At 73.2% G+C, this 22201-nt stretch carries 20 protein-coding genes; 16 read left to right on the forward strand and 4 right to left on the reverse strand.

What is annotated here, in order from left to right:
• Positions 1-196: 196 nt before the first annotated feature.
• The 3 genes from ABD944_RS11215 (at position 197) to ABD944_RS11230 (ending at position 3924) form a co-directional block, all read left to right on the forward strand.
• Positions 197-562 carry a hypothetical protein gene (locus tag ABD944_RS11215; RefSeq protein WP_345175090.1) on the forward strand — a complete coding sequence of 122 codons (366 nt, stop codon included), beginning with the start codon at positions 197-199 and terminating at the stop codon, positions 560-562.
• 466 nt (positions 563-1028) lie between these two features.
• On the forward strand, positions 1029-2234 hold the full coding sequence (locus tag ABD944_RS11220; RefSeq protein WP_345175092.1) for an ABC transporter substrate-binding protein: 1206 nt from the start codon (positions 1029-1031) through the stop codon (positions 2232-2234).
• Positions 2235-2940: 706 nt separating this feature from the next.
• On the forward strand, positions 2941-3924 hold the full coding sequence (locus ABD944_RS11230; protein WP_345175096.1) for a sensor histidine kinase: 984 nt from the start codon (positions 2941-2943) through the stop codon (positions 3922-3924).
• Between the two features lies 1 nt (position 3925).
• Here the strand turns inward: ABD944_RS11230 and ABD944_RS11235 are convergent, their stop codons facing one another.
• The gene (locus tag ABD944_RS11235; protein WP_345175097.1) at positions 3926-4774 is read right to left on the reverse strand and encodes an NAD(P)H-binding protein; all 849 of its coding nucleotides are present in this window, start codon (positions 4772-4774) and stop codon (positions 3926-3928) included.
• A 124-nt stretch (positions 4775-4898) separates the two neighbouring features.
• Between ABD944_RS11235 and ABD944_RS11240 the strand changes: the two genes are divergently transcribed.
• The 10 genes from ABD944_RS11240 (at position 4899) to ABD944_RS11285 (ending at position 17902) form a co-directional block, all read left to right on the forward strand.
• Entirely contained in the window at positions 4899-5279 is a 381-nt protein-coding gene (locus ABD944_RS11240; RefSeq protein ID WP_345175098.1) for a winged helix-turn-helix transcriptional regulator, read from the forward strand.
• A 66-nt stretch (positions 5280-5345) separates the two neighbouring features.
• Entirely contained in the window at positions 5346-6584 is a 1239-nt protein-coding gene (gene dxr, locus ABD944_RS11245) for a 1-deoxy-D-xylulose-5-phosphate reductoisomerase (RefSeq protein WP_378189292.1), read from the forward strand.
• A 40-nt stretch (positions 6585-6624) separates the two neighbouring features.
• Positions 6625-7821 (forward strand): M50 family metallopeptidase, encoded by a 1197-nt coding sequence (locus tag ABD944_RS11250; protein WP_345175101.1) that lies wholly within the window; start codon positions 6625-6627, stop codon positions 7819-7821.
• A gap of 117 nt (positions 7822-7938) precedes the next feature.
• The gene (gene ispG / locus ABD944_RS11255) at positions 7939-9132 is read left to right on the forward strand and encodes a flavodoxin-dependent (E)-4-hydroxy-3-methylbut-2-enyl-diphosphate synthase (protein WP_345175103.1); all 1194 of its coding nucleotides are present in this window, start codon (positions 7939-7941) and stop codon (positions 9130-9132) included.
• Positions 9133-9414: 282 nt separating this feature from the next.
• Positions 9415-11076, forward strand: coding sequence for an alpha/beta hydrolase (locus tag ABD944_RS11260; protein WP_345175105.1), 1662 nt, complete (start codon positions 9415-9417; stop codon positions 11074-11076).
• A gap of 180 nt (positions 11077-11256) precedes the next feature.
• Positions 11257-12852: an alpha/beta hydrolase gene (locus ABD944_RS11265; protein ID WP_345175106.1), complete on the forward strand. Its 1596-nt coding sequence runs from the start codon at positions 11257-11259 to the stop codon at positions 12850-12852.
• 228 nt (positions 12853-13080) lie between these two features.
• The gene (locus ABD944_RS11270; protein ID WP_345175107.1) at positions 13081-14673 is read left to right on the forward strand and encodes an alpha/beta hydrolase; all 1593 of its coding nucleotides are present in this window, start codon (positions 13081-13083) and stop codon (positions 14671-14673) included.
• A gap of 115 nt (positions 14674-14788) precedes the next feature.
• Positions 14789-15631, forward strand: a complete 843-nt coding sequence (locus tag ABD944_RS11275) for a GNAT family N-acetyltransferase (RefSeq protein ID WP_345175215.1) — start codon at positions 14789-14791, stop codon at positions 15629-15631.
• 66 nt (positions 15632-15697) lie between these two features.
• Entirely contained in the window at positions 15698-16624 is a 927-nt protein-coding gene (locus ABD944_RS11280) for a helix-turn-helix domain-containing protein (protein WP_345175108.1), read from the forward strand.
• 369 nt (positions 16625-16993) lie between these two features.
• Positions 16994-17902, forward strand: a complete 909-nt coding sequence (locus ABD944_RS11285; RefSeq protein ID WP_345175110.1) for a hypothetical protein — start codon at positions 16994-16996, stop codon at positions 17900-17902.
• Between the two features lie 19 nt (positions 17903-17921).
• On the opposite strand, the gene ABD944_RS11290 is transcribed toward ABD944_RS11285, so the two are convergent.
• Together ABD944_RS11290 and ABD944_RS11295 are read right to left on the reverse strand one after the other, a co-directional pair.
• A complete protein-coding gene (locus ABD944_RS11290) occupies positions 17922-18338 on the reverse strand; it encodes a DUF3037 domain-containing protein (RefSeq protein ID WP_345175112.1) in 417 nt (138 codons plus the stop codon).
• Complete coding sequence (locus ABD944_RS11295; RefSeq protein ID WP_345175115.1) at positions 18335-19162, reverse strand: HipA family kinase; 828 nt, start codon at positions 19160-19162, stop codon at positions 18335-18337. The genes ABD944_RS11290 and ABD944_RS11295 overlap by 4 nt, the downstream gene beginning before the upstream one ends.
• A gap of 45 nt (positions 19163-19207) precedes the next feature.
• Between ABD944_RS11295 and ABD944_RS11300 the strand changes: the two genes are divergently transcribed.
• From ABD944_RS11300 to ABD944_RS11310, 3 genes are all read left to right on the forward strand, one after another.
• The gene (locus ABD944_RS11300) at positions 19208-19891 is read left to right on the forward strand and encodes a cyclase family protein (RefSeq protein WP_345175117.1); all 684 of its coding nucleotides are present in this window, start codon (positions 19208-19210) and stop codon (positions 19889-19891) included.
• Positions 19892-19948: 57 nt separating this feature from the next.
• Positions 19949-20713, forward strand: a complete 765-nt coding sequence (locus ABD944_RS11305) for a hypothetical protein (RefSeq protein ID WP_345175118.1) — start codon at positions 19949-19951, stop codon at positions 20711-20713.
• A gap of 64 nt (positions 20714-20777) precedes the next feature.
• Complete coding sequence (locus tag ABD944_RS11310; RefSeq protein WP_345175119.1) at positions 20778-21602, forward strand: LLM class F420-dependent oxidoreductase; 825 nt, start codon at positions 20778-20780, stop codon at positions 21600-21602.
• Positions 21603-21621: 19 nt separating this feature from the next.
• Here the strand turns inward: ABD944_RS11310 and ABD944_RS11315 are convergent, their stop codons facing one another.
• Positions 21622-22197 carry a DUF4870 domain-containing protein gene (locus ABD944_RS11315; protein WP_345175120.1) on the reverse strand — a complete coding sequence of 192 codons (576 nt, stop codon included), beginning with the start codon at positions 22195-22197 and terminating at the stop codon, positions 21622-21624.
• Positions 22198-22201 lie beyond the last annotated feature (4 nt).

Raw genomic sequence — 22201 nt, forward strand, 5'->3', positions numbered from 1 at the left:
CGTTTTTCCGTTGTCAATTTCCGTCCTGCGTGGCCGGGTGAATAATGGCTCCACCCCATTGACTGGGTCTGTGTCCGGCGACACAATCTGACTGTCTCCCTTAATTGAAGCGAATTCAAAAGTCAGGGTCGGCAGTAAGAAACCCGTGGTCGTCGGCCGCGGGCCGGTGGAGCCGGATGTGCAGGAGAGCCGCGCTATGACCGCAGGCGACCACGCCGCCGAAGTGGACGCGCTCGGAAGGCGATTCCCGGGCTGGACCATTTGGTTCGGCCTGTTCACCGGTCATTGGTGGGCGCTGCCGCCCAGGGACCGCGACGTGGGGGACTTCCTCGAGGCCGACACTCCGCAGCGGCTCATCGCGCGGATCGAGGTGGTCGCCGGCGCCGTGCCGGCGCGGCGCCCGGCCGGCGGGCCGGCGCCCCCGGGCGGCCTGGTCCGGCCGTCCCTCGACCCCCGGCAGGACGTGCGGCGTCCCTCGAACCTCCTCCGTCTCGAGGGCGTCACACCGCCGCCGTCCGGCCGGGTACCGGTGATCGCGTGGCCGGGCGGCACCGCAGGGTGATCCGCCGTTCCCCACCCCCACCACGCCCACCGGTGCCGCCGCGGCCCCGGACGGGACGCGGGCCCGCGCCATATCCTCTCCAGCAACCTCCGTGTATGGCGCGGACGCCAGCACCCACCGTCCCTCCGGGGCCCGGCGGCCTCCCCTTCCAGCGGTCCGGCCCGAATCCGCATCCGAGGGTGCGGTAATGGTCATGCCGTTGTCACCCGCGGGAAAGCCCGCCGGGAAACAGGCGAGTCGCGATCTTCGGTAATTCCGGCCGAAGTCCTCACGGGACGGATGAGAAGTTCCGCGAGACCGGCGATCGCATCGTCGGCGTCCGCCGCGACCCGCGCAATGGCGGCGGGAGTCGTCCGGCACCGCCGTTCGCGAGCGGGGTCCGTGCGTCCGCCCGCCGCGGAGACGCTACGCTGCGCCGACGGGCCCGTTCGCGAGGGGGAGGGCCCTGGCACGGATCGGGAGCGACATGCGGCGCAGGGCCACGGCACGGGTCAAGGCGGCGACGGCCCTGGCGGCGGCCGCGGCACTCGGCGCCGCGGGGCTCGGCGCGTGCAGCGGCGGGGACGACAAGCCGGTGGGCGTCGCCAAGGTGGTGAGCACCCTCGGCCCCGGCGAGGGGGCGCTGAACCTCCTCACGCTGCCCGGCTCGGTGGAGAGCGGCGGAACCGACCCGCGCGTGGACTGGGTCACGCCCTTCCAGGAGCGCACCGGCTGCAAGATCGGCCTGAAGGTCGTCAAGACGCCCGAGGAGATGGCCGACCTCATGCGCGACCGGGGCCGCCGCTACGACGGCGTCGCCGCGCCGCCGGAGGTCGCCGGGCGGCTGGTCGAGGAGAACCAGGCCGTTCCGATCAACCCCGACCTCGTGGACGGGTACAAGAAGCTCGAACCGAGGCTGCGCAAGCTCCTGGAACGCGACGGCAAGCACTACGGCCTGCCGTACGTGTGGGGCTCCAACCTGCTGATGTACGACACTCGCGCCGTCCAGGCGCCGACGAGCTGGGCCGCGCTGTTCGACCCCGGACAGGCCCGCCGCTACTCCGGGAAGATCGTCATGCGGGACAGCCCGCTCGCGATCGCCGAGGCCGCGCTCTACCTCAAGGGCCGGCAGCGCAAGCTCAAGATCCGCGACCCCTACTCGCTGACGCCGGCGCAGCTCTCCGCGGCCGGGCGGGTCCTGGCCCAGCAGCGCAGGTACGTGGGGGAGTACTGGGACCTTCCGGCCGACGCGGTCAGCGCGTTCGCCGGCGGCCGGGCCGTGCTCGGCCAGGCCTGGCCCTACCACGCTGACGTGCTGAACCGCGCGTCGCGGCCCGTCCAGAGCGTCATCCCGTCCGAGGGCGCGACCGGATGGATGGACGCGTGGATGATCGGCGCCCGCGTCCAGCACCCGAACTGCATGTACCAGTGGCTCCAGTGGACGGCCTCGCCGGACGTCCAGCAGCAGGTCGCCGAGTGGACGGGGGTCGCGCCCGCCAACCCGCAGGCGTGCTCGGGCGACCGCCTCAAGTCCGGCTTCTGCGCCGCCTACCACGTGGGCGACCGCGGCTACCTCAACAAGATCGTGTTCGCGCACGCGCCGTCGAAGGCGTGCGGCGGCGACTCGGGCGAGAAGGACTGCACCGACTACGCCGAGTGGACGCGGACCTGGATCCAGGCCACCAAGGCCTGAGGTCCGCGCGAGAGTCTCTCCGACGCGCCCGACCGCCCCCAGCCGGGCGCGCCTCACGGGTGGTCCTGGGCTTCCCCCCGAAACGCCCAGGTCACCCTCTCCCTGGAGAGACCTCCATGACGGCGGCGCCTGCCGCCGTCCGCGCCGGCGGCGGCTCCCCCACCGTCCGTCCGGCGCCCGTGAGCGGCTCCCGGGGGCCCCGCCGTGCGCGGGGTACCGGCGGGGCGGGTGCGCAGTCGTCGCACGCGAACACCCCGGACGAGTCCGGCAGGCGGCCGACGCGGACGCGCGGCCGGGGCCATCTCTTGCGGCAGACGACGCACGCGTCGCCCAGGCGCTGGGCCGTGCTCAACCCCTGCGGGTCGACGACCGGCTCGCCCCTCTGGCCCATGTCTCCATCCCCCCGGTGGGAGTCGCCTTCACGTCCTCCTTTATAGGCGGGGAAGTGTGTTGTCGCTGCTAGGGAAGGTGAAAAGGGCGGCAAAGCCTCCCGTGTCGCCCTGCGCCCCAAGGGCTCGCGGGTTATGTCCGGCGCCCGGCACGGCGGGCCGTCGAGGCAATGACCGCTTTTCGGCAGGTTATGCGGTCACCGACCAGGCCCTTTGCTCTCTTTTGGCAGGTCCGTACGTACAAAGGAGACATGTCGGCCAGGAACGTCGAGGATCGGCGAGTCCGGCCGCACATGCCCCGCCTCCCGCGGACGCGTGTGACTTCGGCGACGGACACCGCATTCGGCTGCCTGATGGTGGCCGCGGTGGGCGCGGCGGCCGCCGTCCTCTACGCGCTCGCCGGCGTGGGCCGCCCCGGGGTGCTCGCGGCCGTCATGGCCGCTCTCGCGGCGGTGGCCGTCGCGGCGGCCAGGTGGGGGGCGGCGCACTCCTCGCGCGGGTCGCTCCGGCCGGTGGAACGGCTCCGGCGGGAGCTGGAGAGGCTGACCGAGGACGACGCGGGCGGCCGCGTCGCCGTCCCGGCCACGGGCGATGAGGCGGAGCGGCTGGCCGAGCGCGTGAACGAGCTGCTCGACCGGCTGGAGACCGCGATCCTGCAGCGGCGTTCGTTCGTCTCCGACGCCTCGCACGAGCTGCGCACGCCGATCACCGGGCTGCGCACCCGCATCGAGCTGGCCCTCGCCGCCCCCGAGGAGGGCGACGCCGTCGACACCCTGCGCCGCTCGTTGGCCGACATCGACCGGCTGCACCGGATCGTCGAGGACCTCCTCGTCCTCGCCCGCCTCGACTCCGGCGACATCCCCGCCCGGGAGCCCATCGACCTCGGGGCGCTGGTGGAGGCGGAGGCCGCGCTGCGCAGCCCGCCGGTCGCGATGGTGGTGAAGGTCGAGCCGGGCCTCGTCGTCGGCGGCGACCGGCAGCGCCTCGGCCGCGCGGTGCGCAACCTGCTCGCCAACGCCGAGCGCTACGCCGCCGCGCAGATCGAGGTCGAGGCCCGCGCGGACGGCGACGGGGCCGTCGTCGAGGTGCACGACGACGGCCCGGGAATCCCGTTCGCCGACCGGGACCGCGTCTTCGAGCGGTTCGCCCGGCTGGACCCGGCCCGCAGCCGCGACAAGGGCGGCAGCGGGCTCGGCCTGCCGATCGCGCGGGAGATCGCCCTCTCCCACGGCGGGACCCTGGAGGTCGCCGACGGGGCCTACGGCGCCCGCCTCGTGCTCCGGCTCCCGCTGTCCCGGTGACTCAGCGGAACGCGTGGACGTTCTCCCCGGCCCACTGCGCGAAGGAGCGGGACGGGCGGCCGAGCACCTTCTCCACGTCGGGGCTGACGCGGCGCTCGGCCTCGGTCGGCTCGCCGAGGATGTCGAGGGTGCCGTCGACGACCGGCGCGGGCATGAACTCCAGCATCTGCGCCCGCGCCTCCTCCCGGGTCTGCTCGGCGAACGCCACCGGCTCGCCGAGCACGTCGCCGATCGTCCGCGCCCTTTCCCGCGGCGTGAGCGGGGCGGGCCCGGTGAGCTCGTAGACGCGGCCCTCGTGCCCGCTCTCCCGCAGGGCCGCGGCCGCGACCTCGGCGATGTCGGACGGGTGGACGAACGGCAGCGCGACGTCGGCGAACGGCGCGGCGGCCGCCCGGTGGGCGCGGACCGGCTCCGCCCACGCGAACGCGTTGCTGGCGAAGCCGCCGGGCCGCAGGATGGTCCAGTCCAGCCCCGACTCCCGGACGGCGTCCTCGAACGCCTTGAGGTGGCTGTGGCTGTGCGCCGTCGGGCGCGTGCCGGCGCCCTGCGAGGACATCAGCACGATCCGCTCCACGCCGGCGGACTTCACCACGTCCAGGACGGCGCGCGGGTCCAGGTCCTCGGGCGTGCCGAGCAGGTGGCCGGCGACGAGCAGGAAGAGCGCGTCCGCCCCGTCCAGGACGGGCCGGAGGGTCTCCGGGTCGGCGAGGTCGGCCGCGCGGTGGACGACGCCTGCGGGCAGGTCGCCGGGGTCGGTGCGCGACACCGCCGTCACCCGCTCGCCCGCCTCGGCCAGCGCCCGCACCAGCGGCCGCCCGACGTTCCCCGTGGCGCCCATGACAACGATCATTGCTTTCTCCCTCTGAGCTGCGTTGACACCGCCGGGGCGGTGCCGTCGCGGTGCGACACGGGGAAAGCTAACATCCTGGATATAGTAGGTACCTAGAAGAAAGTGACTACCCCGGGAGGCCGTGATGGTGGACGCCAGGACCGAGGAGGCGCTCGACCCCGAGCTGGCCTGCCCGATCGCCCCGGTGGTCGACCTCGTGTTCAGCCGCTGGACGACCCCGATCCTGTGGACGCTGCACGAGTACGGGCGGCAGCGGTTCGTGGAGCTCCAGCGCCGCGTCGCCACGATCACGCCGAAGGTGCTGACCCAGCGCCTGCGGCAGATGGAGCGCGACGGGCTCGTCATCCGCACCTACCACCCCGAGGTGCCGCCGCGCGTCGAGTACGAGATCAGCGAGCTGGGCCGCAGCCTCGCGCCGCTGTTCGCGGCGCTCGCGGAGTGGTCCGCCGAGAACCTGGAGAAGGTCGAACGGGCGCGGAGCGCCTACGACGGCGGCGAGGACTGAGACGAGCCCGGGACGGCGGCGGGCGACGGCGGGGCGAACGGCGTCCGCGCGATCCCGGGGCGGCCGATGCCCGACAATGGACGCGTGACGTCTCCTTCAAGCCCCGACACGGCCGCCCGCGAGCTGGTCGTCCTCGGCTCCACCGGCTCCATCGGCACCCAGGCCCTGGACGTGATCCGACGCAACCCCGGCCGGTTCCGGGTGACGGGGCTGGCGGCCGGCGGCGGGCGGGTGGACCTGCTGGCCGAGCAGGCGCTGGAGTTCCGGCCCGAGGTCGTCGCGGTGGCCCGGGCCTCCGCCGCGCAGGAGCTCCAGCTCGCCTTCTACGCCGAGGCCAAGCGGCGCGGCTACGCCTCCGGCGACTACCCCATCCCCAAGATCGTGGCGGGTCCCGACGCGGTCGCCGAGGTCGCCGCCTGGCCGTGCGACGTGGTCCTCAACGGGGTGACCGGGGCCCTCGGCCTCGCCTCGACGCTGGCCGCGCTGGACGCGGGGCGCACCCTCGCCCTCGCCAACAAGGAGTCGCTCATCGTCGGCGGCCCCCTCGTCAAGGAGCGGGCGCGCCCGGGGCAGATCGTCCCCGTCGACTCCGAGCACTCGGCGCTCGCCCAGTGCCTGCGCGGCGGGCGGGCCGAGGAGGTGCGGCGGCTGGTGCTCACCGCGAGCGGCGGACCCTTCCGGGGGCGGGCCCGCGACGAGCTGACCGGCGTCACCCCGGAGCAGGCGATGAACCACCCCACCTGGGACATGGGCCCGGTCATCACGATCAACTCCGCGACCCTCGTCAACAAGGGCCTGGAGGTCATCGAGGCGCACCTGCTCTTCGACGTCCCGATGGACCGCATCGAGGTCATGGTGCACCCGCAGTCGGTCATCCACTCGATGGTCGAGTTCACCGACGGCTCCACGCTGGCGCAGGCGAGCCCGCCCGACATGCGGCTGCCGATCGCGCTCGGCATCGACTGGCCCGACCGGGTGCCGGACGCCGCGCCCGGCGTCGACTGGACCAGGGCGCACACCTGGGAGCTGTTCCCCCTGGACGACGAGGCCTTCCCCGCCGTCGCGCTGGCGCGCCGCGCCGGCGAGCTGGGCGGGACGGTCCCCGCCGTCTACAACGCCGCCAACGAGGAATGCGTGGAGGCCTTCCGCGCGGAACGGCTCCCGTTCCTCGGGATAGTCGACACCGTCGCGCGGGTAGTGGAGGAGCACGGTTCGGGCACCACCGGAGGCCTGACGCTCGACGACGTCCTCGCGGCGGACACCTGGGCGCGGACCAGGGCCAGGGAACTGACCGCGACCGTCTGACCCGGGGGCCCGCCTCGGGAGGAACCTCGGAGGGGACCCGATGGCCTTCTTCCTCGGCGCGGTGGCGTTCGTGGTGGCGCTGCTGGTCTCGGTGATGCTCCACGAGGGCGGGCACCTGCTCACCGCCAAGCGGTTCGGGATGAAGGCCACGCAGTACTTCGTGGGGTTCGGCCCGACCCTGTGGTCCACCCGCCGGGGCGAGACGGAGTACGGCGTGAAGGCGGTCCCGCTGGGCGGCTTCGTCAAGATCGTCGGCTACACGCCGCTGGAGGAGATCCCCGCCGCGGACCGCCCGCGCGCGTTCTACCGGCAGCCCGCCGGGAGGCGCGCGGTCGTCATCGCGGCCGGCGTGGTCGCCAACCTGGTGTTCGCGTTCCTGCTGCTCATGGCGATGGCCATGACGATCGGCGTGCGGGAGCCCGGCACGGTGACCAGCACGGTCGAGGCGGTCACGACGTGCGTGCCCGCCTCGCTGTCCAGCGGCTGCGGCGGGAACCGGCCGACGTCCCCCGCCGTGCGGGCCGGGCTGCGCGCGGGCGACCGCGTCGTCTCGTTCGACGGCACTGCGATCTCCGACTGGAGCGGGCTCACCCGGGCGATCGACGCCGCCGAGCCGGGCCGGACCGTGACGGCCGTGGTCGTGCGGCCGGGCGCGCCGAGGCCGGTGACGCTCCGGATCACGCTCGCGGACGTGGACGGGCGGCCGTTCGTCGGGATGTCGGCGAAGGTCGTGGGCGCCGGGTACGAGCGGACCGGGCCGCTCAACGCGGCCGTGTTCGCCGGGGAGGGCATCGGCCGCACCGTGGCCGGGATCGGGCGGGCCGCGGCGGACCTGCCCTCCGCCGTCCCGAAGCTGTTCTCGCCCGAGCGGGGGAGCACGCCCGGCGGTCAGGTCGGCAGTGTGGTCGGCGCGACCGAGGTGTCCGGGCAGATCTTCTCCGCCCAGAGCTCCGCCCGCGACAAGGTCGCCCTCTACCTGTCGCTCGTCGTCTCGGTGAACATCTTCCTCGGCGTGCTCAACGTGCTGCCCCTGCTCCCGCTGGACGGCGGTCACCTGGCGGTGGTCGCCTACGAGCGGGCGCGGGCCGGCGTCAACCGGATCAGGGGGCGGCCGGATCCGGGCACCGTGGACATGACGCGGCTCATGCCCTTGACATACCTGGCCGTGCTGGTGCTGGTGGGATTCGGCGTGCTGCTGATTCTCGCCGACGTGCTGAACCCCCTCCGACTGCCGTAATGACGTGAAACGTTTACCGAGTGTGCTCAAATGGTCACACTGGCTGAAGCCGGGTGCCGTCAACTCAGCCGCGCGGGGCACCTAGGCTTTGTACGGGGCCGAAAATTGAGGAGAGGGATGAGCGTTTCACTGGGTATACCGAGCGTCCGCGGCGAGGGCGACGGGCAGGGGGCGCCGGGACCGATCGCGCCCCGCCGCAGATCCCGGCAGATCATGGTCGGCGACGTCCCGGTGGGCGGCGACGCCCCCGTGTCGGTGCAGTCGATGACCACGACCCTCACCGCCGACGTGAACGCCACGCTCCAGCAGATCGCGGAGCTGACCGCGTCCGGATGCCAGATCGTCCGCGTCGCCGTGCCGTCGCAGGACGACGCCGAGGCGCTGCCGGCGATCGCGCGCAAGTCGCCGATCCCCGTCATCGCCGACATCCACTTCCAGCCCAAGTACGTGTTCGCGGCGATCGACGCCGGCTGCGCGGCCGTCCGCGTCAACCCGGGCAACATCAAGAAGTTCGACGACCGGGTCGGCGAGATCGCGCGCGCCGCCAAGGACGCGGGCGTGCCGATCCGCATCGGCGTGAACGCCGGCTCCCTGGACAAGCGCCTGCTGGAGAAGCACGGCAGGGCCACTCCCGACGCGCTGGTCGAGTCGGCGCTGTGGGAGTGCTCGCTGTTCGAGGAGCACGACTTCCGCGACATCAAGATCTCGGTCAAGCACAACGACCCGGTCGTGATGATCGAGGCGTACCGGAAGCTGGCGGCGGCCTGCGACTACCCGCTGCACCTCGGCGTCACCGAGGCGGGCCCGGCGTTCCAGGGCACGATCAAGTCGGCCGTCGCGTTCGGCGCGCTGCTGGCGGAGGGCATCGGCGACACGATCCGGGTGTCGCTGTCCGCGCCGCCGGTGGAGGAGGTGAAGGTCGGCACGGCGATCCTGGAGTCGCTCGGGCTGCGCAAGCGCGGCCTGGAGATCGTCTCCTGCCCGTCCTGCGGTCGCGCGCAGGTGGACGTGTACTCGCTGGCCGAGCAGGTCACCGCCGGGCTGAAGGACTTCCCGGTCCCGCTGCGCGTCGCCGTGATGGGCTGCGTGGTGAACGGGCCCGGCGAGGCGCGCGAGGCCGACCTCGGCGTCGCGTCGGGCAACGGCAAGGGCCAGATCTTCGTCAAGGGGCAGGTCGTCAAGACCGTCCCCGAGGCGCAGATCGTCGAGACCCTGATCGAGGAGGCGATGCGCATCGCCGACGAGATGGGCATCGAGATCGCCGAGGACGGCACGGTCTCCGGACCGGGCGCCGAGGTGGTGGTCGGCTGACCCGCTCGTCCGGGCCGGCGCCCGCCTTCCGGGCGGCGCCGTAACGGGACTTCAGGGCCCCGGGTCTTGTGACCCGGGGCCTTTTCGTATGCCCGGAACCCGCCCCGGAGCTGGGCATCCGCGACCGGAACGTTCGGAGTTATCACAGAGTTCCGCTGATCTTGTCACGATTCCGCATCCACTCTGATGGGCCCCTGTTGGGCGGTACGCCCGAACCGCCACAATCTTCACTCATTTACCCGTATGTCTGACTCAACCGGAGTCGGCACGATAGGGGGATATGTGAAGAGGACTGTTGTCGTGGCCGCGGTGGCCGGGCTCGGTCTCACCGGTCTCGGCGCCACAAGCGCACAGGCCGCGAGCCCCTCCGCCGGAACGGCCGGAGGATTCAACCCCTCGGCGGCCCAGTGGCACGCCTGCCCCGCGGACTTCGTCCAGACGGTGCACAACCTGTACGACGGGCTGTACCCCGTCTCCAAGATCGTCCAGTGCGCCGAGCTGTCGGTGCCGATGGACTACGCCAAGCCGCAGGGCAAGAAGATCACGATCCAGCTCACCCGGACGCCGCACACCGGCTCCGGTCCGGCCAAGGGCGACATCGTGGTCAACCCCGGCGGGCCGGGCGGCGGCGGCGCCCTGTTCGGGCCGCGGGTGTTCGCGCAGAACTCCGCCCCGATGCGCGAGGCGTACAACGTCATCGGCTTCGACCCGCGCGGCGTCGGCATGAGCGTCCCGGCCCTGAGCTGCGACCCGAACTACACCAACGCCCCGCGCCCGGACTACGGCACCGGTGACCGCACGTCGGTCGCCACGTGGCTGAAGCTGTCCAAGGGCTACGCCGAGGCGTGCGGCAAGGCCGACAAGACCGGGCTGCTCGACCACATCAAGACGATCGACTCGGTCAACGACGTGGAGTCGATCCGGCGGGCGCTCGGCAACAAGAAGCTCGACTACTACGGCGCCTCCTACGGCACCTACCTCGGCTCGACCTACGCCACCGTCTACCCCAAGAACGTCGGGAAGATGGTGCTGGACGGCAACGTCGGCCCGTCCGACGCCTGGTACGACGCCAACCTGAACCAGGACGTCCAGTTCGACATCAACATCGACTACTACTTCGGCTGGATCGCCAAGTACGACTCGGTGTACCACCTCGGCACCACGCAGAAGCAGGTCCGGAGCTTCTTCTACGACCTGCGGGCGCAGCTCAAGAACAAGCCGGTCTACTACACCGACCCGGACAGCGGGCAGACGCTCGCCGTCGGGCCGGACGAGCTGACCGACGTGATCCTGAACGCCGGGTACCGGCGCAGCCAGGCCATCTGGCACGGGTACGCGTCCGCCCTGGCGGCGTACAAGTCGGGCGACACCGCCACGTTCGCGGGGACGTTCGGCGCGCCGACGACCGGCGGCTCCGACGACAACGGCTACGCCGTCTACCTCGGCGTGCAGTGCACCGACGTCCAGTGGCCGCTGAGCTGGAACAAGTGGCAGCGCGACAACAAGCGGATCGACCGGAAGCACCCGTTCGAGACCTGGGCCAACGCCTGGTACAACGCCCCGTGCCTGTACTGGCCCGCCAAGGCCGGCAAGCCGGTGAACATCGGCCACACCCGCGACCTGCCGCGCAACATCCTCATGTTCCAGTCGACCGCGGACGCGGCCACGCCGTACGCGGGCGCGCTGGAGATGCACCGCAGGCTCAAGGGCTCGCGCCTCGTCGTCCAGGACGGCGACCGCACGCACTGCATCGTGCACCGCGGCTCCGCCCAGGTGGACGCCTACTTCGACGCCTACTTCCTGCGGGGAGAGCGCCCGGAGCAGAGCACCGTCCACGTCCCGCAGCTCGGTGACCCGAAGCCGCCGTCCACGGCGACCGCCAGGACGCTGAGCGGCACGGGCTCGCTGAAGGCCGCGCAGCTCAAGGCCGACGTCATCCGCTGACGCCGGGCGCGGCCCATGCGGTCCGGACCCCGGGGAGCGGTCCCCGGGGTCCGGCACCCGCCGGCCGCGCAGGTCGCGGCGAGCAGGTCGCGACACGCAGGTAGTACGCATCAGCCACGCATCGGCGACGCCCCCCTCCGGCATGGCGCCGGCCCGGAGTCGCCGATCTGAGGGGGTCAAGTGAAAAGGATCGTTCTCGTCGCGACCGCTGCGGTCGTGGCGGCGGGCGGCGCAGGGTTCGCCGTCTCCGCGAGCGCGGACACCGGGGGCCTCGGTGCCGCGGCGGTCAAGGGCATCGACTGGGGCAAGTGCGAGGTCAGCGGCCCTAGCGACCCGATGAACAAGGCCGAGTGCGCCCAGGTCGAGGTGCCGCTCGACTACGCCCGGCCCAACGGCCGCAAGATCTCCATCGCGGTGTCGCGCTTCCGGCACACCGACGAGAAGAACTACCAGGGGACCCTGTTCGTCAACCCCGGCGGCCCGGGCGGCAGCGGCCTGCAGTACGCGCCCGCCCTCGCCCGCTGGATCGGCGGCACCGGGCACGCCGACGTCGCCGCCAAGTACGACATCATCGGCTTCGACCCGCGCGGCGTCGGCTCCAGCAAGCCCGCGCTGAGCTGCGACCCGAACTTCTCCGACCCGATCCGGCCGGACTACGTGCCCTCCTCCGCCAAGGAGGAGAAGGCCTGGATCGCCAAGTCGAGGAAGTACGCGCAGGACTGCGCGAAGAAGTTCGGCTGGTTGCTGCCGCACATGCGCACCACCGACGCCGCGCGCGACGTCGACGCGATCCGCGCCGCGCTCGGCCAGGACAAGATCAGCTGGTACGGCTTCTCGTACGGCACCTACTTCGGCGCCACCTACGCCACGCTCTTCCCCAAGCGCGTGAAGCGGATGGTGCTGGACGGCAACGTCAACCCGAAGACGGTCTGGTACGACGCCCAGCTGGAGCAGGACAAGGCGTTCGAGCACAACATGAAGGCCTGGTGGGCCTGGATCGCGAAGTACGACTCGCTCTACCACCTCGGCAAGAGCGAGAAGGCCGTCGAGGCCAAGTACTACGCCGTCCGCGCCGCCGCGAAGAAGGCGCCGATCGGCGGCCAGATGGGTCCGGACGAGCTGGACGACACCGTGCTGTCCGCCGGCTACAACACCGGCTACTACATCCCGTTCGCGCAGGCGCTCTCGGCGTGGGTCAACGACAAGGACGCCTCCGGGCTCCTCGACTGGATGAACCCCGGCGGCGACGACAACGGCTTCGCCGTGTACAACGCCGTCCAGGCCGCCGACGCCCGGTGGCCGCGCAACTGGAGCAAGTGGCACCACGACGCCGCGAAGCTCTACCGGCAGGGCTACAGGTTCAACACCTGGAGCAACGTCTGGTTCAACGCCCCGATCGCCTTCTGGCCGTTCCAGGGCGGGCCGGAGTTCAAGCTGAAGGGCGCCAAGGGCCTGGCGGGCATGCTGCTCGTGCAGTCCACCCAGGACGCGGCGACCCCGGTCGCGGGCGGCGTGGAGATGCACAAGCTCTTCCCGTCCTCGCGCCTGGTGTTCGAGGTCGGCGGCAAGACCCACGCCAACACGCTCAACGGCAACGCGTGCCTGGACGACAAGGTCGCGGCGTACCTCGACACCGGGGCGCTGCCGCAGAGCCACCGCGGCCCGGACGCCTACTGCAAGGCCGTCCCGGCGCTGAACGACCCCGACCCGACGGCCATGACCGCGAAGGCCGCACGCGCCTCCGCGGGCAAGGACCTCCCGGTCGGGCGCCCGTAACGGTAAGCAGCACAGCGGTGGTCAGCACAACGGTGGGCAGCGCAGCCATCGGATAGTGCGCAGGCGTGTTCCGCGGTGCGTCCGTCCCGTCCCTCAGCGAGGGCGGGGCGGGCGCACCGCGTCGCGCTTCACCGGCGCTTGGTTTTCGCGGGTGGTCCCGTTTGGGGCTGGAATCGCGCGATCCTCGGGGTGCGCGGTTCCCGGCCGCCGCGCCGGTAGAAAGCGAACGTGCTGAACGACGCTGGAAAGAGGGCCGCCGCCGGGACGGCGGCCGCCGCGGTCACCCTCGCCGTCGCCGGGGCCGCCGCCGCACTGGGGAGGCCCGCGGACGCCGCCCCCGCCCCCCGTCCCGAGCCGAGGCCCGCCGGTCTCGCGTGGAAGTCCTGCCCCGCCAAGGATCCGGTGGAGGGCACCCGGCTCAAGGGCCTGCAGTGTGCGTCGGTCCGGGTGCCGCTCGACTACGCGGACCCGGCCGGCAGGCAGATCACCCTGGAGATCAGCCGCGCCCGGCACACCGCGCCGAGGTCCAAGGGCGTGGTGCTGCTCAACCGGGGCGGCCCCGGCGCGCACGGGCGCGACCTGGCCCGGTTCTTCGCCGACTCGCTGCCGAAGGGGGTCGCCGCGTCCTACGACTGGATCGGCTTCGACCCGCGCGGCGTCGGCGCCAGCAGGCCCGAGCTGATCTGCGACCCCGGCTACCAGAGCCCCGGCCGCGCCCGCCCCGACACGGTCCCCGCGAGCGCGGCGGAGGAGGAGGCGTGGAAGGCGCGGGCGCGGCACTACGCCGGCGACTGCGCCCGCCGGTACGGCGCGATCCTTCCGCACATGGGCACCGCCGACGGGGCGCGCGACATGGACGCCGTCCGCGCCGCCCTCGGCCAGCAGAAGATCAGCTACTTCGGGTACTCCTACGGGACGTACCTCGGCGCGGTGTACGCCACGATGTACCCGCAGCGGGTCCGCCGCATGGTGCTCGACAGCGTCGTCCGGCCGAGCGGGGTCTGGTACGGCGACAACCTCGACCAGAACGTCGCCTTCGAGAAGCGCATCCACGCGTACTTCGCCTGGATCGCCCGCCACCACACGACCTACCGGCTCGGCGACTCCGGACGGAAGGTCGCCGCCGCCTACGCCAGGGTGCGCGCGGCGCTCAAGGCCAAGCCGATCGGCGGGCGGATCGGGCCCTCCGAACTCGACGAGGCGTTCCTCGCCGACGGGTACGGCGACTACAACTGGGCCGGGCACGCGAGGGCGCTGTCGGCCTACGCCGTCCGGCACGACCCGGGGCCGCTGCGCAAGGTGTGGCAGCCGCCGTCACGGCTCGACCAGAACAACTACACGGTCTACAACGCCGTCCAGTGCCGGGACGCGGCCTGGCCGCGCGACTGGGGGCGCTGGCACGCCGACAGCGAGCGCCTCTACCGCCGCGGCTACCGTTTCGAGACCTGGAGCAACACCTGGTACAACGCGCCCTGCGCCTTCTGGGGGGTTCCGGGCGGGCCGCAGCCGCGGGTCGGGGGCGGCTCCGCGCTGCCGCCGATCCTGATGGTGCAGGCCACCGAGGACGCCGCGACCCCGTATCCGGGCGCGCTGGAGATGCACCGCCGGTTCCCGACGTCCAGGCTGCTCGTCCAGGTCGGCGGGCGCAACCACGGCGTCTCGCTCTCCGGCGACAGGTGCGTCGACGGGGCCGTCGCCGCCTACCTCGGCGGCGGGGCGCTGCCCGCGAACCGGCCGGGGCCGGACCGCAAGTGCGCGGCCGGGCCCGAACCCGTCGTGGCCAAGGCGGGCAGGGCGGAGCACGCGGCCGCGCACCGGTGACCACTTCCCGGACGAGGCCGTGACGGAGGCCGTGGAGGTGTGCGGCCCCCGGACGGCATAGGCTTGTCCACGTGGAGCTTTCAGTGGTGAGGGCCGGGGGCCGGTAGCCGTGCGGATGCTGGGCTCGATGCCGGTGCGCGTGCTGGACGACAGGTACCGCGCGGAGGCCCTCGCGATCCTGGACGCCGACCCGGTGTCCAACGTCTTCGTGAGCTCCCGCGTACACGCCGCGGGACTCGATCCGCGCCGCCTCGGCGCCCAGATGTGGGGCTACCTGCGGGACGGCAGGCTCGTCTCACTGTGCTACTCGGGCGCCAACCTCATCCCGGTCGCGGCCGGGCCGGAGGCCGTCCGGGCGTTCGCCGAGCGGGCCCAGGCGCAGGGACGGCGCTGCTCGTCCATCGTCGGACCCGTCGGCGCGGTCGGAGAGCTGTGGGAGATCCTCGCGCCGTACTGGGGGCCGCCGCGGGCCGTCCGCGCCGCCCAGCCGGTGATGGCGACCTCCTCCGTCCCCGACGTGCCCGCCGACCCCGGCGTGCGCCGGGTCCGGATGGAGGAGTTCGACATCGTCTACCCGGCCTGCGTGGCGATGTTCACCGAAGAGGTCGGGGTGTCGCCCAACGCCGGTGACGGGGGCGTGCTCTACCGGGCCCGCGTCGCCGAGCTGATCCGCGACGGCCGCGCCTTCGCCCGCATCGAGGACGGCCGCGTCATGTTCAAGGCCGAGATCGGCGCCGTCACCCCGCGCGCCTGCCAGGTGCAGGGCGTGTGGGTGCCTCCCGACCTGCGGGGGCAGGGCCGGTCGGAGACGGGGATGTCCGCGGTGGTGCGGGAGGCGCTGCACGGCGTCGCGCCGACCGTCTCGCTGTACGTCAACGACTACAACACCCGCGCGCGGGCGGCGTACCGCCGGGTCGGATTCACCGAACTGGGCTCTTTTATGTCGGTTCTCTTCTGATTGTCATTGCGTGCCTGATATGACCCGGTACCTGAATCGATCTTCCGGGCCGGGTACCATCCCGCCGTGGAGTTCGCCGGGGCGTTGCGGCAGGCGATCCAGTCGAGCGGGCTGACCCTGGAGCGGATCCGTCACCGGCTCGGCCGGCGCGGGCTCACGGTCAGCGTGGCCACCCTGAGCTACTGGCAGCGGGGCCGCAGCCGGCCGCGCTCGCGCACCGTGGTCGTCGCGCTGGAGGAGATCCTGCAGGTGCCGTCCGGCGCCCTCATCGAGCTGCTGGAGGATCCCGCGCCGAGCGCCGCGCCCGTCCGGGGCACGTCCGCGCGCGGGGGCGCCCCCGGCGGGCCGAACGGGACGGAGCGGGGCCGCGGCGTCCGCGACCTGTGGCCGGACGCCGAGCGCTACGCCTGCCTCGTCGGGCAGCTCGACCGCTCCGGCGACCACCGGCTCGAACGGCTCAGCGTCCACGACGTGTACCGGCTGGACGAGGCGCGCCGGTCCTGGACGCTGTCGGTGCGCACCGTCCTGCGGGCGGCCGGCGACGACATCGACCGCGTGGTCTGCGTCCACCAGACAGGTGACGGCGACCTTCCCGGCGTGGTGGACGGCGACGCGGCCGGGCTCCTGGACGTGCGGTACTGCCGCCCCGGCCGGATCCGCGCCGAGGGCGGCCTGGTCGCGTTCGAGCTGGTCTTCGACAGGGTGCTGGCGACGGGGGACACCGCGGTCATCGAGTACGAGCTGGGCCCGATCGGGCTCCCCGCGCCCGACAGCTACGACCGGCGCTTCTCCCACCCCGTCCACGACTATCTGGCGCTCGTCCGGTTCGACGGCGACCGGCTGCCCGCCCGCTGCTACGGCTTCACGGCCGAGAGTTCCACGTCCCCGCGCCGGCGGCTCGGCGAGTTGTGGATCGGCACCTCGGGAAGCGCGAACCTCGCGGCCGGAACCGTCCGGCGCGGGATCGTGGGCATCGAGTGGGAATGGCATTGACACCGGAAGGCAAGGCCACCTAGGGCCACGCGTCCTACAGCGCTGTCCGCGCCTGGCTCGTCTCCAACGCCGTCAGCGGCGTGATCCGCGGCAACCCGGCCGGACGCCGAACCGCCTGCTCGACAAGCGCGGCCTCTGACCGGCTTCCGGGCCCGTCCCGCGCCGGCTGGCCCGGACCCGCGGCGCCGGGATCCGGTGCCGCGGCACGCCCGGATTGGTACCCGATTCGGCGGAGGACGGGCCCGATGGTTGTGACACTTTGCCTGTTGGCATCGGGGCCGGGGAGCCTTACAGTGAGCGCGGAAGTGGCAATTGCGGTAGTCAAGGCCGTTTTGCGGGGGCCGGCCGGAGCCGATCCGGAGGCCGAGCATGCAGAGTGTCGCAGAGGACGATCTTCTCCAGATCCTCCAGTACGGGCCGTTCAACGTCGCCCTGCACGCCGCCATCCAGGCGCGCGGCCTGAGCCTCGACTCCCTGCGGCGCCGCCTGGAGGAGCAGGGCATCGCGGTCAGCCTGTCCACGCTGAGCTACTGGCAGCGCGGCCGGACCCGTCCCGAGCGCGCCGACTCGCTGCGCGCCGTCCGCGGCCTGGAGACCATCCTCGAACTGCCGCGGCACTCCCTGCTGACGCTGCTCAGGCCGACCACCGACCGTCCCGCCGGACCCTGGCTGCCGGTCGAGGAGCTGTGCCCCGAGCCCGGCGTCCGCGACCTCCTGGACGAGATCGGCGACCGCGGCGAGCGGCAGCTCACCGGGCTCAGCCTGCACGACCAGTACCTCATCGGGCGGCGCCGCGAACTGCGCGAGGTCCGCGTCCGCGCGGTGTTCCAGGCCCAGCAGCGCGGCGTGGACCGCTGGATCGCCGTGTACCACCACCCGCAGGGCGTGCTGCCCTCGTCCCGCACCGTGCGCGGCTGCCGGTTCGGCCGCGTCCGGATGGACGAGACGAGCGGCCTCATCGCCGCCGAGCTGCTGTTCGACCGGGCGCTCGGGCGCGGCGAGACCTACCTGCTGGAGTACGGCTTCGGGTTCGAGGAGACCGGTCCGCCCGTGACCGAGGAGGGGCGCGGCTTCCGCACCCCGCAGCACGAGTACCTCATCGAGGTCCGCTTCCATCCGGCGGCGCTGCCCGCCCGCTGCTACCGGACGTGGCGGCCCGACGGGCACACCGCGCTGAAGGACTCCGCCGACCTGCGGTTGTCCAGCTACCAGAGCGTCCACTTCATCGAGTTCGGGATGGCCGCCGGTTTCCACGGCATCCGCTGGGAGTGGACCTGAGCCGCGGCGGACCCGGCCGCTACCGCACGAGCAGGTCGAGAAGGCGGTCGAGCTCGGCCGCCGGATCCCCGGTGAGCCCCGCGTGCACCGGACCCGGCTGCACGATCGTGCTGCGCGGCGCGGTCAGCCACCGGAACCGCGCGCCCGGGGCCTCCCCGGCGGCCTGGCCCGCGCGCTCCCCGCCGCAGCACACCGCGTCGACCGCGGTGAGGGCGGACCGGACGCCCGCGAGGTCGAGCGAGGGGTCCAGGGCGAGCAGGCGCCGCTCGTCCAGGTGCGTGCGGCATCCGAGGTAGTCGAGGGCGCGGCAGTACACGACCACGCCGACGTTCATGGACTCGCCCCGCTCGACGCGCGGGACGACGCGCAGCGCGGCGTACTCGAACACCGTCGGCTCGGCCGCCGTCCTGATGTTGGTCGTCCTGCCGGCGGTCACGAGGCGCCCCCGAGCCAGCCGGGACGGTTCTGGCCGCGCCGCGCTGAGGTGTCCGGACGGTGGGAGCTGACGTCGAGGGCGGGCAGCCACTCGCGCGGCTTCCCGGCGCGCGGCAGCAGGATGTCGAGGTAGGCGTCGCGGAGGGCCCGCGGGCCGGCGAAGCCGGGCTCGCCCTCCAGCCAGTGGTCCGGGACGAGGCCGGCGACCTCGCGCAGCAGCCCCTCGGTGATCTTCGGGGCGAGTTCGGCCTCGGCCTCCTCCAGCCGGGTCGCGTACGGGGTCAGCACGTGGTCGTCCACGTCGTAGGGGCCGGAGAACAGCCGGGCCGCGTTCGGCCACGCGTGGTGGAAGATGAGGCTCGCGCCGTGGTCGATGAGCCACACGTCGCCGTGCCACACGAGCATGTTGGGGTTGCGCCAGCTGCGGTCGACGTTGCCGATGAACGCGTCGAACCACAGCACCCGGGACGCGAAGCCGGGGTCGGGGCTCCAGCCGAGCGGGTCGAAGCCGAGCGACCCGGGCAGGAAGTCGACGCCGAGGTTCCAGCCGGGGCTGGCCTTCAGCAGGTCCTGCACGTCGGGGTCGGGCTCGTGCCGCCCGATCGCCGGGTCCAGGTCGATGAGCACCTGCTCGGGCACCCGGAGGCCGAGCCGGCGCGCCAGCTCACCGGCGATCACCTCGGCGATCAGCGCCTTGCGGCCCTGCCCGGCCCCGTGGAACTTCATGACGTAGGTGCCGAGGTCGTCGGCCTCGACGACGCCCGGGAGCGATCCGCCCTCGCGGAGCGGCGTCACGTAGCGGATGGCGGTCACATGTGGCAACACGTCGCAACGCTATCGGCTGGGGCGGCGGCCGGGATAATCGATCGCATGGGCGTTGAGCTGGTCGACCTGTCGGTGCCGATCGTGACGGGCATGCCGGTCTATCCGGGCGATCCCGAGGTGGAGGCCGTCCCGGCCCTCACGGTCGCGGACGCCGGGGTGAACGTGCTGCGGCTGCACCTGGGGTCGCAGACCGGCACGCACGTCGACGCCCCGTTCCACATCGACGACGCGCTGCCGAGGCTGGACGAGCTGCCGCTGGAGCGCTTCACCGGTCCGGCCGTGGTGATGGACGTCCGGGGCCTCCCGCCTCGCGCGCCGATACCGCCCGGCGCCGTCCCGCCGGGGCTCGCGCCGGGTGACGTCCTGCTCATCGCGACCGGCTGGTCGCGGCACTGGGGGACCGGGGCCTACCTGGCCCACCCCTATCCGGCGCCCGAGACCGCGGAGGCCATCGTCGCCGCGGGCGTGAGGACGGTGGGCATCGACGCGCTCAGCGTGGACCGGACCCCGCCGCCCGGCTCGGACGACTTCTCGCTCGCCGCCCACCGCGTCCTCTGCGGCGCCGGAGCCGTGATCGCCGAGAACCTGACCGGTCTCGGACGTCTCGCCGACGCCCAGGCGGCGGGCTGCGCGATCGAGGTCTCCCTCTTCCCGCTGGCCCTGGCGGGTGCGGACGGCGCCCCCGTCCGCGCGGTCGCGCGCGTCGACGACCGCGCCGTCCTCGTCTGAGGGCCGGGGCGCGGGCCGTCCGGCCATACTGGGCACCGCCGACGGGAGGACGTGGACATGCGGGTGGAAGTGGACATGCGGGTGGAATGGGCGACCGACCAGGGCAGCCCCGAGCGGCCCAACGAGGACTTCGTGGCGGCGGCCGCCGGGGCGGTCGTGGTGCTCGACGGGTGCGGGCTGCCGCTCGGCACCGACCTCGGCTGCGTGCACGGGACCGCCTGGTACTCCCGCTCGCTCGGAACCCGGCTGCTGGCCCGGATGTTGGACGGGCTCGGCCCGCAGGCCGGCCCGCCGGTGGGGCCGCCCGGGGGCGCGCACCGGCCGGGGGCCCGGCCGCTGGTCGCGCGGCTCGCCGGGGCGATCGCGGACGTGGCGGCCGCGCACCGGGCGACCTGCGACCTGCGGGTTCCGACGACGCCGGCGGCGACCGTGCTCGCCCTGCGGCTGCGGGGCGACCTGGTCGACTACCTGGTGCTGGCCGACTCGACCGTCCTGCTCGACGGCCGCGACGGCCTGCGGGAGATCACCGGCGGGCGGTACTACGCCGCCGCGGACCCGGCCGTGGCCGACGCCGCGATCACCGGCACGGTGCCGGCCGCCGACCTGCGGCGCGCGTTCCTGCTGACCGACGGCGCGACGCGGCTCGCCGACCTGTTCGGCGTCACCGACTGGGCCGGGCTGGCGGCGCTGGCCGTGGACCCGGGGCCCGCGGGGCTGATCGAGCGGACGCGGGAGGTCGAGCGCACCGACCCGGGAGCCGTCCGGTGGCCGCGCCACAAGGTCCACGACGACGCGACCGCGGCCGTCTGCGAGCTCGGCTGACCCGGCCGGAAGCAATCGCTTGGTCGTGTCGTAGGGTGCGGGGAGCCGTAGGAAAGGACGTGCCATGCGCCTCGGCATCACGATGTTCGCGACCGACCTGACCATGGCGCCGCACGAGCTGGCCCGGGAGGCGGAGGCGCGCGGGTTCGCCTCGCTCTACCTCCCCGAGCACACCCACATCCCCGTGTCCCGCGCCACCCCGGCGCCGACGGGCGCCGCGACCCTGCCCGAGGAGTACTCCCGCACGCTCGACCCGCTGGTGTCGCTAGCCGCGGCGGCCGTGACGACCGAGCGGATCGTCCTCGGCACCGGCGTCCTGCTGCCCGCCCAGCGCGAGCCGATCGTCACCGCCAAGGCCGTCGCCACCCTCGACCGGCTGGCGCCCGGCCGGATCGCGCTCGGCGTCGGCTACGGGTGGAACGCCGAGGAGGGCGCCGACCACGGCGTCCCGTGGAAGCGGCGGCGCGCGGTGGCGCGCGAGCACGTCCTCGCCATGCGCGCCCTCTGGACGGACGAGGAGGCGTCCTTCGAGGGGGAGTTCGTCGGATTCGCGCCGAGCCGGGCGTGGCCGAAGCCGTCCCGCCGCGTCCCCGTGCTGCTCGGCGGCGCCCCCGGCCCGACGCTGTTCGCGCACATCGCCGAGTACGGGGACGGGTGGATGCCGATCGGCGGCGCGGGCGTCCGCGAGGCCCTGCCCGCCCTGCGCCGCGCCTGCGAGGACGCGGGGCGCGATCCGGTGCCCGTGATCCCCTTCGGGACGCTGCCCACCCCCGGCAAGCTCGACCACTACGCCTCGCTCGGGATCGAGGAGGTCGTGCTGCGCGTGCCCGCGGGCGACCGCGACGCCGTCCTGCCGGTGCTGGACGGCTACGCCCGCTCCCACCTGTGAGCTGGCGGACCGTCGTCCATCAGCGGATCATGCGATAGCAGAAGAAGGTCGGGAACCGGTAGTACTGGCCCTTGCCGGCCTTCACCGCGCCGAGGATGAGGAACACCCACCCGCCGATCAGCAGCTCCAGGTAGGGGAGGAGGAACAGGGCGAGGAACGCGGGCGCGTCCAGCAGGATGGCCGGCGGGACGCAGACCGCCGCCACGGCCACGAGGTGGATCAGCATGGTGAGCTGGTAGTTCATCGACTGCGCCGCGTGGAAGCGGGTGAACGGCGAGGTGTTCTTCTTCACCAGGTAGATGACCAGCGGCGGCAGGAAGCCGATCAGGATGTTCCCGACGTAGGCGAAGATCGCCCAGGTCGTCTCCTCGCCGGGGTTCTGCATGCCCGGGCCGTACGGGACGCCGGGAGGGCCGTAGCCGTAGCGCGGGTCGTACGGACCGGCCGACGGCGGGCCGTGAGGCGGGCCCGGCGGCTGCCCCGGCGGCTGGCCGTAGGCGCCGTGGTACGGCGGTGGCTGGCTGGGCGGTGGCTGGTCGTGGGGTGGCTGGTCGTGCGGTGGCTGGTCGGAAGGTGGCGGGGGCTGGTCCGTCACGTGT

The sequence above is a fragment of the Actinomadura verrucosospora genome (assembly GCF_039540335.1).
Classification (GTDB): Bacteria; Actinomycetota; Actinomycetes; order Streptosporangiales; family Streptosporangiaceae; genus Spirillospora; species Spirillospora verrucosospora.